The following is an 11775-nucleotide window of genomic DNA, read 5'->3' on the forward strand; positions in this document are numbered from 1 at the left end:
TGATTCCTCGGAACATCAGATCGGCTGCCAGCCGCCACCCAGTGCCTTGTAGATGGCCACGATGCCCCGATAGGCCTGGGCTTCTGCATTGGCCTGTGCTTCTTCGGCGGCAAGCTGCTCGCGCTGGGCATCGAGCAGGACGAGATGATCGGCGATGCCTTCGCGGTACTGTATGGCCGCCTGCCGCGCAGCGTCTTGGCTGGCTTGGTGCCGCTGTATCAGGGCCCCAAGCTGCTGGTGCCTGTGGCCGTAGTCGCTGAATGCGTTGGCCGCTTCCTCCACAGCCAGCAGCACGGTTTGTTCATAGTGTGCAAGCGCCTGGTCTGCCTGGGCTTCGGCGGCGCGCAGGCGTGCGCGCACGCTGCCCATGTCGAAGGCGTTCCAGGAGATCGCTGGCGAAGCGCTCCAGGCGCGTGAGGCCAGGCTGCCAATCTGCGAGCCGCGTGCCGCCGTGAATCCCAGAAATCCGGTAAGGCTGACCCGGGGAAACAAGTCCGCAGTCGCGGCGCCCAGTTCAGCTGTGCTGGCAGCGAGTTGCTGCTCGGCAGAGCGGATGTCCGGCCTGCGCCGGAGCAATTCGCTAGGGTCGCCGATTCGTATCACGGTGTCGATTGCGGGCAACCGGCGAGGAGATAGGTCCACGGCCAGTTGATCAGGGCGCAGGCCCAAAAGCACGGCGATTCTGTGCCGGGCCCGCGTTGCCCCGGCCTGGATCTCAGGGAGGCTGGCGCGGGTGGCGGCCAGTCGGGCCTGAGCACGCAGCAGGTCCAGCTGCGGGCCGAATCCGGCATCGTGCCGCTCACTGGCCAACTGCAGAGTCTGCTGCTGAAGCGAGAGGTGTTCCCTGGCGATCCGCTGCAGCCACTGCGCTGCGCGCAGCGCGCCGTAGGCATCAGCCATTTCCGCTGCCAGGCTGACCTGCAACTGTTGCCAGTCTGCCAGGGCGGTTTCGCTGCGAGCGTCGGCGGCGGCCAGTTGATGACGCAGACGGCCGAACAGGTCCAGCTCCCAGCGGCTGTCCAGACCCAGGTCGTGGCGCTGTGTGTCCACTCGTGCTGTGGTCAGTCCAGGCAGGATCGCCTTGCCTGTCTGGGCGCTGGCGCGCCCAGTGATGGCGGGGTAAAGGTTGCTGGCGCCATCGTCCCGCAGCGCGCGTGATGCACGCCAGCTGGCGAAAGCCATGCGCAGATCGCGATTCTTGGACAGCGCCGCCGCCACCAGTTCGTCCAGCATGGGATCTTCAAACTGTTTCCACCACTGGGTCTCAAAGCCGCGGGCATCCAACTGCGGCAGGACGGGGACTGTGTCCATCACCAAATGCGGTTCGGCGGGCCGCACATAGGGGGGGGCGACGGCACAGCCGCCCAGAAGTGTGCAGCCCAGAAGGAGGAATGCAGTACGGCATATGGTGCTCATGGCTGGATCTCCTGGGGCCGGGCATCGAAGGTGGGGCGCCGGCCCGCGTTGCGCTCTGCCAGGCGGCGCATCAAAACGAAGAACAAGGGTGTGAACAGCAGGCCGAATACCGTCACTCCGACCATGCCGGACAGCACTGCGACGCCTGTTGCGCGGCGCATTTCTGCGCCGGCCCCGGAGGCCAGGGCGAGCGGGAGGACACCCATGATGAAGGCGAGGGAGGTCATGAGAACGGGGCGCAGTCGCTGGCGGCATGCGGCCACGATGGCTGCCGCAGAGGAGGCTCCGCGGGCTTGCTGGTCTTTGGCGAATTCCACCAGCAAGATGGCGTTCTTGCAGGCAAGGCCCATGAGCACCAGCAGGCTGATCTGGGTGAAAATGTTGTTGTCTGCTCCCACCAGCCATACTCCGGCCAGCGCCGACAGCAGCGTCATCGGAACGATCAGCACCACGGCCAGCGGCAGGCTCCAGCTTTCATACAGCGCGGCCAGTACCAGGAATACCAGCAGCACGCACAGCGGGAACATCAGCAGCGCCGTATCGCCGGCCAGCCGCTGCTGGAAGTTCAGTTCGGTCCATTCGTAGGCCATGCCCTGTTCCAGCGCCTCTTGCAGCAACTGCTCCATGGCGGCCTCGGCTTGGCCGCTGCTGTAGCCTGGCGCCGGGCTGCCCATGATTTCCGCTGAGAGAAAACCGTTGTAGTGCATGACACGGTCGGGTCCTGCGGAATCCTGGACCTGCACCAGCGAGGCCAGGGGTACCAGGTCGCCGTGGCTGTTTCTGACCCGGAGCCTGCCTATCTGCTCGGGTGCTTCACGCTGGGCCGCCTCGGCCTGGACGATGACGGGGTAGGTTCGCCCGAAACGATTGAAGTCGTTCGCGTACATGGATCCCAGGGAGATCTGCAGTGCGTCGTGTATGTCGTCGATGGCTACCCCCTGGGATTTGGCCTTGTCCCGGTCCAGGTGCAAGGCGATCTGCGGCGCGTCGATCTGGTAGCTGGAGTAGATGCCCTCAAGTTCAGGGCGCCCGGCGGCCTTGTCCACGATGGACTGGATCTGCCGGTGCAGGGCCTGTGCGCCCTGGTTGCCCCGATCCTCGATCTGCAACCGAAAACCACCTACGGTGCCCAGGCTGGCCACAGGGGGCGGCGGCACCACCATGACATATGCCTCTTGCATGCCTGCGTATTCCTGTGCCAGGGCCCGTGCGATTGCCGTATCGGACAACGCATGCGTGCGCCGTTCTTCAAAGGGCTTGAGAGGGATGAACATCAGCCCTGCGCTGGCGCTGTTGACGAAGCCGTTGATGGACAGTCCGCTGAAGCTCACGGTACTGGCGACGCCCGGGTGCAGGAGTGCCAGTTCGGACATCCTGAGGATGACCGCCTCGGTGCGGTCCAGGCTGGCCCCTTCGGGCAGCTGGGCGAAGGCGACCAGGAACTGCTTGTCCTGTTGGGGGATGAACCCCGTCGGAGTGCGGGCCAGGGCAACACAGGCCAGCATGATGAGCCCGGCATAGAGGGCCAGCATCAACGGGCAGGCCCGCAACGTTTTGCCCGTCCGCCTGGCATAGGCTGCATTTGCCTGCTCGAACCGCCGGTTGAAGGGCTGAAATATGCGCTTGCCGAGCAGCCTGTTCATGGCGCGGGACAAGCGGTCCGCGGGCGCATCATGCGCCTTGAGCAGCAGTGCGGCCAGGGCTGGCGACAGGGTCAGCGAGTTGAAGGCCGAGATCACCGTGGAGATGGCGATGGTCAGTGCGAACTGCCGGTAGAACTGTCCCGTCAGGCCGGAGATGAATGCGGTGGGGATGAACACCGCACACAGCACCAGTGCGGTGGCGATGATCGGCCCGGTGACTTCTCGCATCGCCTGCCGCGTGGCTTGCGCAGGCGTCTTTCCCAAGCCAATGTGGCGCTCGACGTTTTCCACCACGACGATTGCATCGTCCACCACGATGCCGATGGCGAGCACCAGGCCGAACAGGGACAGCGAGTTGATGGAAAAACCCAGCCAATGCATGGCGGCGAAGGTGCCGATGAGGGAGACGGGCACGGCAGCCAGCGGAATGATGGATGCGCGCCAGGTCTGGAGGAACAGCACGACCACGACCACCACCAGGGCAACGGCCTCCAGCAAGGTCGTCACCACGGCCGAAATGGAGCTGCGTACGAAGACGGTGGGGTCGTAGCCTATCGCGTACTCGACGCCCGGCGGAAATTCCCGGGCGAGTTCGGCCATGCGGGCGCGGATGCGGTCGGACAGTTCGATGGCGTTGGCATGGGAGTCCTGGAAGATCTGCAGGGCCGCGGAAGGCTGGCCGTCCAGATGGGCGCGCAGGGCGTACTGGTTGGCACCCAGCTCGATGCGGGCGACATCCTGCAGCCGCACCAGTGCGCCGCCTTCGCTGCTGCGAACGATGATGCGTTCGAACTCCTCCTCATCGACCAGCCGGCCGCGCGCGTCAATCAGCAGCTGAAAGGAGCTGCCGCTGGCGGTTGGCGCTGTTCCCAGCGCGCCGACGGCGACCTCGCGGTTCTGTTCGCGGATGGCGCGCACCACATCCATGGCCGTCAGATCGAATGCGGCCAGCCGGTCGGGCTGCAGCCACACCCGCAGCGCGTATTCGCCCGCGCCCAGCATGCGGATGTCGCTCACTCCGGCGATCTTGTGGAGCTCATCGACGACATGGATGGAAAGATAGTTGCCCAGGTAGGCAGGGTCGTATTGACCGCCCGGGGAGTGCAGGTGCACGACCTGCGCCAGCGCGGGCGAGACCTTGTCGACGGTGATGCCCTGGCGTTGCGCATCGGGAGGCAGGCGGCTGAGTGTCCGGTTGACGCGGCCCTGAACCTGGAGCAGCGCGGCGTCTAGATCGGTCCCGAGCGCGAAGGTCAGTGTCAGCGCCATGCTCCCGTCGGCCGTGGACTGGGAGGACATGTAGAGCATCTGGTCGACGCCGGCGATCGCCTGCTCCAGCGGAGAGGCCAGCGTCCGAGCGAGCTCGTCGGGGTTGGAGCCGGGAAGCTGCCCGCGCACCATGATGGTGGGCGGAACCACTTCGGGGTACTCGCTGACTGGAAGCTGAAGCAGGCCAATGCCGCCAGCCATCAGCATCAGCAGGGACAGCACGATGGCGAATACCGGCCGCCGGATGAAGAACTGTGCAAATTGCATGGGGGGATACCTTCAGCCGCGCGGTGCCGCCGCGGTCGCACTGGCGGCGGTCTTGCCTGTCGCCGCTGGCGCCGAGGTGGCATGCGTCGACCATTGCGCTAGGTTCGCCAGCGTCTGCTCGTCGGCCATCGCGACAGGCTGCGCCATGACACGGTCATCGGGCCGTGTCCGCTGCAGGCCATTGACGACGATCCGTTCGCCTTCCCGCAGCCCTTCGCGGACGACGCGCAGGCCGGCGAGCCTGGGGCCCAGCTTGACCAGGCGGTAGCGGACCCGGCCATCGTCTTCCAGGACGAGCACATAGCGCCGCCCCTGGTCCGTGCCGATCGCCTCGTCCCTTACCAAGGAAGCAGGATAGACGGGGCCGGCCGGCAACTGGATACGTGTCCAAAGGCCGGGTGTGATATCACCGCTGGCGTTGTCCACTGTGACCCGGGCACGCATGGTGCCCGTGCGGGGATTGATCTGATTGTCGAGGAAGTCAAGTTCTCCGGTTACCGCGATGCCGGGCTGGTTCACCAGCAACAGCCTCGCAGGCTGGGGGCCCTGGCCGCCGCCTGCGCCTGTCAATGCCAGGGGGCCGATCCTGTTCATGTACGTGCCCTCGTCAATGTCGAAGTAGGCGTGGAGCCTGTCGGTGCCGACCAGGGTGCTCAGCCGGGTCGCACCGGCCGTGACCAGATTGCCCGCTGTCACCTTGGCACGGCTGATCTGCCCGCCTATGGGCGCAGTGATACGGGTATGGGCAAGATTCAGCCGGGCCACTTCCAGCCGGGCCTGCGCTGCGGAAATGGAGGAGCGCGCCTCCAGCAGGGTGGTCTGCCGGGCATTCGCCAGTTCGATGGATATGGCGTTGCTGGCGCGCAGGCGCTCTGCGCGCATGGATTCGCTGTACGCGCGCTGCTCCTGTGCGCGGGCTTGCTGGAGCTGGGCCTGCAGGCGCTCGACCTCGGCCTGGTAGGAGCGTGCATCGATCTGGAACAGCAACTGTCCCTTGGCGACACGGGCGCCATCGCGGAAATGGACCCTGTCGATCATGCCGGACACGCGCGGGCGTAACTCCACGGATTCGGGTGCTTGCAGGCGGCCATGGTACTCGGCCCAGTCGTTGACCGGACGTACCAGCACCTGCGCCACACTGACCTGTGGCGGTGGCCGTTCGGCAGCGGCACCTTTCTCCGGCTGGCTGCAGGCGCCAAGAAGCGCTGCGCCGGATATCGCGGTAGCGAGAAGAAACAAACGGCAAGGTCCGGGCATGGGAGTTCCTTTGAACGCAGGAGTCATATGCAATGGTCAAGGCAGAGGGCGCGCTCAGGCCCGGGGCTTGGATGCAGGCTGGCCTTGCGTCTCCAGCCAGTTGTCGTGCAGCCACTTTTCCGTCTTGCGATGCCCGGGGAAGGAAACCCAGACGATGTCGCGCTCGAAGACCATCACCTGCTCATCGGCCCCGACAATGACCCAGAACCACCGGTTGTCGGCCAGGTTGCGGGCCTTCACTTTCATGCCGGTCAGCTGGATGGTTTCCGCGCTTTCGCCGCGCTGCACGGTCAGCGGCTCGTCGTGGGGCTCGATCCAACTGATCCGCATGCGCGGGAGGAGGTCGGGAGCATGCTGCTGGAGAAAGCTGCGGGCGATCGCCTCGCTGCGCTCCCGGCTGGGCAAATGCCTGCCTGCCAGGTCCATGCCCATGTGTGTGAAGCCCTTGAGAACACCCGCGGCCGAGACGACGGTGCTGAAGTGCTCTCCGCCCAGTGCTTGGTTGCGGCCGTCGCTGCGGACATGGCGGGTCAGTATGGCCGCTTCGCCATCCACCAGGACGTCGCGCAGCCGGGATTGGACATGGGTGGAAGGGACCTTGATGGAAGCTGGCGAGGTTTGCGGCATGGCATGGATCTCCTGGGTCATTGCTCGGGGGCTATAGGCAGTGGCTGCCGCCAGGCAGGCTGTGGTGATGACAGCGGCAGCGATGGCGTGGACGGGGTGTCGCATGGAGAAGCTCCTTTCAAGATCAGGCAGGCAGGGCGGGCAGATTGGCGGCACAGCTGCGAGCGGGGGCCGAGTGGACAAGCGACAAGGCGGCAAAGCTGATGAGAATCAGCAACAGGCGGACGGATTGGATGGCTCCTTGCTTCATCCAGCAGCCGAACCAGAGTCCGCAGCGGATGAGGCAAACCAAAGCAGCAGGAAGCCTCTCGGCGCCATGAATCGCTATGCTTCGGCCTGAACGTACGAGGGCAGTGCTCCGATGATTTATGTGCATTGCTACATATATCCTTAAAAAAATGCATGACGAAGCTTGGTGTCTGCGTTGCCGTGGGAAAGGGATCGATCCAATGTGCAGATTGAAATAAAGCATGCTTTGTAGCTTGCTTCATATTTCCAAAAAAATTAACCCAGCTCATCCTCCAGACGGATTTTCCGCAGGGCGGGCGAAACCTTCATCATGAGATTGACCAGCGTCTTGCGCTCCTTTTCATCGAAGTGGCCCATGAACGAGGCCACCCATGCGTAGTGCCTGGGCAGTACCTTCGAGAGCGCTTCGTCTCCCTTGGGAGCCAAGCGCACGATGGACGACCGGCCATCCTCGGGATCGGCGTGCTTGGTGCACAGCGTTGCAGCCGCCATCTTGTTGATGGCGCGGGTCATGGTCTGGGAAGCGACCGCCACTCCGTCCGCCAACGCACCAATGGTCAGTCCGTCCGGGTTGCGCTTGAGCAGCAACAGCACGAAAAACGGTGTCTGAGACAGGCCTTCCCGTGCGAGATTGGCCTCGAAGGCTTCCAGCATCTCGTTGGTTGCAGAAGCCCAGGTCAACCACGCGTGCAGGCCGCCCACATCGGGATTGCCATAGCGTTGTCCGAATTCGGCTAGCGTTTCGGGGGAAGGGAGATCTTTGAGTTCAAACATGGGTTCTTTGACTTTCAGCTATTTACGTAGCTTGCTTTGTAGTTTGCTGCTTAGTTTAGGTGTTTTCTGCTCCCCGTCAAGCCACAAGAGCTAGTGCCGCAGCAAATGACTTGCGGCAAGGACGGCAGTTCGGCGTACGACAGCCCGGCTGGCTGCGGGAGCGACTTGTGGCCTGCCATGGCTGGGTGGTCGACGACCGGGCCGGAGCGAGGCGCCAGGAATGGTGCTTCTTGCCGGTGTTGAACCGCAGCGACAGGAACGAGATGATCCTGGGCGTGGGCTCGGCCACGCTGGGCCGGGACAAGCCGCTGTTTCCGCGCCGGGTGCTGCATTACGAGGTGCGCAAGAGCACGGCCTGACAGGCTCCCTGATTCGGTCTGCGCGCCGCTCAGTTCGCCTCCCCGCGCCCAGGCGCCGTCATCCCCGGGATGTATTCATTGGAGATGAAGCTGCGGCAGCGGTGCATGAAGGCTTCCACCACGTGGCGGGGCTTTTGTTCGCGTGCCCAGGCCAGGCCCAGTTTCATGGGGCGGTGGTTGCCGTTCAGGTGCAGGTTGACGATCTTCTTGCCGTCCAGCGCATGGGAGTTGCGCGGGCGCACGTTGACCAGGGAGTAGCCCACGTCGTTGGCGACCAGGGAGCGCACCACGTCGGGGCTGGCGCTGCGGGCCGCGATCAGGGGCGAGACGCCGGCTTCGCGGAACAGGGACATGAAGTATTCACGGCTCAGGGGCAGGTCCAGCAGCACCATGGGCAGCTGGGCCAGCGCCTCCAGCGTGGTGGAGCGGTGGTTGGCCAGCGGGTTGAGTTCGCTGACGATGACCATGGGCGGCAGCTGGGCCAGCGGCTCGAAGCAGATGTCCGATTCGGCCACCAGCAGGTCGTAGGTGATGGCGACATCGATCTGCGCGGTGCGCAGCTTGTGGATCAGTCCTTCCTGGTGGTCCTCGATCTGGGTGACCGCAGCCTTGGGGTGGGCGCGCGCGAATCCCTGGCACAGCTCGGGGGCGACCATGGCCGCCAGCGTGGTGAAGCAGCCCACGCGCACGGGGCCGCGCACCTGGCTTTGCGCGCTGCTGGCCACGTCGTACAAGGCCATGGCCTGGTCGAGCAGGCCGCGGATTTCCCGCAGGACCTCGGCGCCTGCGGGCGTGACGGACAGGCCTTGCGCATGGTGGCGCACGAACAGCGGCACCTGCAGCTCGGCCTCCACCTGGGTGATGGCCGATGAGATGGACGAGGGTGAGACGTGGATGCGGTTGGCGGCCTCGGCAATGCTGCCGAATTCGCCCGCCGCCACGCAGTATTCCAGTTGTCTGAAGGTCAGTCGTGTCAGCACGGTGTGCAAGAGGTGGAGAGGGGGAGACGGGGAGGGCTGCCAGGGTGATCCGCCGCGTAGTTGACCAAGCGGCGGACCGCGCTGCAAGAGGCCCTTCCCGCAAGGCGCCTGCATTGTGCGGCGGTCGGGCCCCGGCAGCCTTCAGCCGCTGGCGTTGTGATTGCGAAACCATTGCGCCACCGCACCGTCGCCCTGGGCCGGCGCCTGCGTGGCCTTCACGCGGTCCGTCAGGCCGGCGGACTTGCCCACGAAGTCCAGCGGCGCCTCCCAGTTGAAATGCCGGTACACGGCCGCCGTCTGGGCGTAGGGCGGGCATTGCGCAAACAGCTGGAAGCTGAGCCGCTGGCCGGCGTGGTCCGAGTCGAGCAGGTCGCGCGCATAGGCCAGCAGCCTGCGGCGGTCGTCGGCCTGCCATTGCGGGCCGAGGGTGTAGAACTTGCGCAGCCAGGGGCCGGTTTCCTCGTTCTCGAAGCTGGCGTGGTCCGGCGTCAGGCAGACCTGGCCGCCGCACAGCTCGCGCACGGTGTTCATCATGTGGTGCAGCTGGCCGGTGGCCAGCGACCGTCCCGTGAACAGCAGCGACTGGTTGGGCATCATCAGCCCGGCCGGGCTGCGCTCGGCCAGTGCGATGGCGGCCGTGAGGTGGGCGTTGATGCCTTCGCGGTAGCAGGCCAGGCCGGCCAGCCTGTCCTGCACGGCCTGCAGCCTGTCCACGCCGGTCTGGCGCGCGTTGTGCAGGGCCGTGCCTATCAGCATGTCGGCGAGCTTGAGGCTGCGCTGCAGGAAGGTGAAGGCCGAGTAGCGGTGCAGCGTCTCGCGCAGGAAATGGGCGGCCCGGGTGTGGCGGTAGAACAGCACGTTCTCCCAGGGAACCAGCACGTCATCGAAGACCACGATGGCATCCACTTCGTCGAAGCGATGGCTCAGCGGGTGGTCCTGGGCCGATGCGCGGGCGGCCAGGCCCGGGCGGCAGATGAAGCGCAGGCCGGGCGCGCCCAGGTCGCAGATGAAGCCTATAGCGTATTCGGACTGCGCCGCGTCGCCCCAGTGCGCCAGCCCCGGCTTGGTGAAGGCCTGGTTGGCATAGGCGGCGGCGGTCTCGTACTTGGCGCCGCGCACGATGACGCCTGCATCGGTCTCCTTGACCACATGCAGCAGCACGTCGGGGTCCTGGTCCTGCGGCAGGCGCGAGCGGTCGCCCTTGGGGTCGGTGTTGGCCGATACGTGGAACAGGTCGCCACGCACCACGCGGCGGATGTGGGTGCGGATGTTGGCGGAAAAGCGCGGGTCCAGCTCGTTGAGCACGTCCTGGCCGTCGAACAGCGACCACATCTCGCCCACGCTCTCGTCGCCCACGCGCATGACCACGCCGCCCATGTCCTCCAGCAGCAGGTCGGTGGCGCGGCGCTTGTCCCACCAGTCCTGGCGCGTCAGCGGCAGCTTGTGGGCGATGGGGTGGCGCTCGCCGTCGCCTTCGTCGTAGGTGAGCGCGTCGCGCAGCGCGGCCTCGTGCTGCAGGTCGTACATGCGCGCGCGGATGTCCACCAGCGGCTTGAACATGGGGTGGGTGGTCACATCCTTGACGCGCTCGCCGTTCATCCAGACCCGCCGGCCATCGCGGATGGAGTCGCGGTACTGGCTGCCTGTCCTGATCATCAGCGGCTGGCCCACTTGCCGTCTTTGACCTCGTGCAGCTGCAGCTCCACGGGCACCTGCGTCTGGCCGTTGGCATCAAAGGTCACGGTACCGGTCACGCCGTCGTAGCGTATGGCGCGGATGGCCTTGGCCACGGCCTGCCGGTCCTTGGTGCCTGCCGTCTTGAGCGATTGCAAAAGGATGCCGGTGGCGTCGTAGGCGTACTTGGTGTACGGGCTCTCGGAGTCGGCATAGCCCTTGGCGGCATAGGCGCGGCTCATGGCGTCCAGCCGGGGGTTGGTCTGCGATTTGGGCGTGCCGACGATGGTGCCGTCCGCGGCCGGGCCGGCGATCTGGATGAGCTGCGGATCGAAGATGCCGCTAATGCCCAGCATGGGCTGCTTCATGCCCAGCTCGGCCATCTGCTTGCGCACGATGCCGGCCTCGGTGATCACGCCGCCGAAGTAGACCGCGTCGGGGTTCAGGCTCTTGATCTTGGTGAGGATGGAGCGGAAATCCGTGGTGCCCACGGGGTAGCTTTCCTCGGCCACCACGCTGCCTTTTTCCGCCTTGTAGAAGCTGCCGAACGAGGCCAGGTTGGCGCGCCCGTAGTCGCTGGTGTCGGCAATGATGGCTATCTTGCTTGCGCCCAGGCCCGTGGCGGCCCAGGTGGCCAGTGGCTTGTTCTCGTTGACCAGGGTGGGCGTCACGCGCGTGGTGTTGGCGAAGTTCTGGTCGGTGATCTTGGGGCCGATGGCGCCCCAGACGATGAAGGGCATCTGCACGCGGTTGAACACCGGCAGCGTGGCCAGGGCCACGGGGCTGTTCCAGTGGCCGATGGCGCCCACCACGTCGCGGTCGTTGACCAGCTTGAGCGCGGCGGACACGCCGGTCTGCGGGTCGGAGGCATCGTCCAGCACCACGCCCTCCACCTTGAACGGCACGCCGGCCGTGCCATTCCACTGGTCGATGGCCAGCAGGAAGCCGTTCTTCGCCCCCAGGCCCTGCTGCGCATTGCCGCCGCTGACGGGGCCGATGAAGCCCAGCTTCACGGTGGACTGGGACCAGGCCGCGCCGCAGGCCAGCGTGGCGGCGGCCAGCGCCAGGGCGGATGCGGCAAGGCGCCGGCGCGATGGCAGGAGGGCGGTGGATGTCGTAGGGGCTTCATCGGCCCCGTCAGCGGCGGCAATGCGCAGCAGGGCCTGGGGGCGAAGAACGGCTTCCTGCTGGCCATCGACCAGTGGAATGGCACGGCCGGCGTGCCGTTCAAGGTGGAGGGCGTGGTGCTGGACGATGCCT

9 protein-coding genes are annotated in these 11775 nt (G+C 65.7%); 1 reads left to right on the forward strand and 8 read right to left on the reverse strand.

Going from position 1 to position 11775, the window contains the following annotated elements:
* Nucleotides 1-15 precede the first annotated feature (15 nt).
* The 5 genes from A9976_RS10135 to A9976_RS10155 all read right to left on the reverse strand — a co-directional run bounded on the left by A9976_RS10135 (nt 16) and on the right by A9976_RS10155 (nt 7502).
* Complete coding sequence (locus A9976_RS10135) at nt 16-1416, reverse strand: efflux transporter outer membrane subunit (RefSeq protein ID WP_183018896.1); 1401 nt, start codon at nt 1414-1416, stop codon at nt 16-18.
* The gene (locus A9976_RS10140) at nt 1413-4595 is read right to left on the reverse strand and encodes an efflux RND transporter permease subunit (RefSeq protein WP_183018897.1); all 3183 of its coding nucleotides are present in this window, start codon (nt 4593-4595) and stop codon (nt 1413-1415) included. Before A9976_RS10140 ends, A9976_RS10135 begins: the two co-directional genes overlap by 4 nt.
* A gap of 12 nt (nt 4596-4607) precedes the next feature.
* Nucleotides 4608-5852: an efflux RND transporter periplasmic adaptor subunit gene (locus A9976_RS10145; protein ID WP_183018898.1), complete on the reverse strand. Its 1245-nt coding sequence runs from the start codon at nt 5850-5852 to the stop codon at nt 4608-4610.
* A gap of 54 nt (nt 5853-5906) precedes the next feature.
* Entirely contained in the window at nt 5907-6584 is a 678-nt protein-coding gene (locus tag A9976_RS31170; RefSeq protein WP_220808596.1) for a hypothetical protein, read from the reverse strand.
* A gap of 399 nt (nt 6585-6983) precedes the next feature.
* Complete coding sequence (locus A9976_RS10155) at nt 6984-7502, reverse strand: MarR family winged helix-turn-helix transcriptional regulator (protein WP_183018899.1); 519 nt, start codon at nt 7500-7502, stop codon at nt 6984-6986.
* Nucleotides 7503-7732: 230 nt separating this feature from the next.
* Between A9976_RS10155 and A9976_RS31355 the strand changes: the two genes are divergently transcribed.
* On the forward strand, nt 7733-7861 hold the full coding sequence (locus tag A9976_RS31355) for a hypothetical protein (RefSeq protein ID WP_259649166.1): 129 nt from the start codon (nt 7733-7735) through the stop codon (nt 7859-7861).
* Nucleotides 7862-7890: 29 nt separating this feature from the next.
* On the opposite strand, the gene A9976_RS10160 is transcribed toward A9976_RS31355, so the two are convergent.
* From A9976_RS10160 to A9976_RS10170, 3 genes are all read right to left on the reverse strand, one after another.
* Nucleotides 7891-8841 (reverse strand): LysR family transcriptional regulator, encoded by a 951-nt coding sequence (locus A9976_RS10160; RefSeq protein ID WP_183018900.1) that lies wholly within the window; start codon nt 8839-8841, stop codon nt 7891-7893.
* 141 nt (nt 8842-8982) lie between these two features.
* Nucleotides 8983-10497: a 4-hydroxyphenylacetate 3-hydroxylase family protein gene (locus A9976_RS10165; protein ID WP_183018901.1), complete on the reverse strand. Its 1515-nt coding sequence runs from the start codon at nt 10495-10497 to the stop codon at nt 8983-8985.
* Entirely contained in the window at nt 10497-11771 is a 1275-nt protein-coding gene (locus A9976_RS10170; protein WP_310889381.1) for a branched-chain amino acid ABC transporter substrate-binding protein, read from the reverse strand. Before A9976_RS10170 ends, A9976_RS10165 begins: the two co-directional genes overlap by 1 nt.
* Nucleotides 11772-11775 lie beyond the last annotated feature (4 nt).

The organism is Delftia sp. UME58, assembly GCF_014170385.1.
Classification (GTDB): domain Bacteria; phylum Pseudomonadota; class Gammaproteobacteria; order Burkholderiales; family Burkholderiaceae_C; genus Comamonas; species Comamonas acidovorans.

Coding starts and splice junctions, on each gene's coding strand:
- A9976_RS10135 (WP_183018896.1), bottom strand. CDS start 1,416: ATGAGCACCATATGCCGTACTGCATTCCTCCTTCTGGGCTGCACACTT.
- A9976_RS10140 (WP_183018897.1), bottom strand. CDS start 4,595: ATGCAATTTGCACAGTTCTTCATCCGGCGGCCGGTATTCGCCATCGTG.
- A9976_RS10145 (WP_183018898.1), bottom strand. CDS start 5,852: ATGCCCGGACCTTGCCGTTTGTTTCTTCTCGCTACCGCGATATCCGGC.
- A9976_RS31170 (WP_220808596.1), bottom strand. CDS start 6,584: ATGCGACACCCCGTCCACGCCATCGCTGCCGCTGTCATCACCACAGCC.
- A9976_RS10155 (WP_183018899.1), bottom strand. CDS start 7,502: ATGTTTGAACTCAAAGATCTCCCTTCCCCCGAAACGCTAGCCGAATTC.
- A9976_RS10165 (WP_183018901.1), bottom strand. CDS start 10,497: ATGATCAGGACAGGCAGCCAGTACCGCGACTCCATCCGCGATGGCCGG.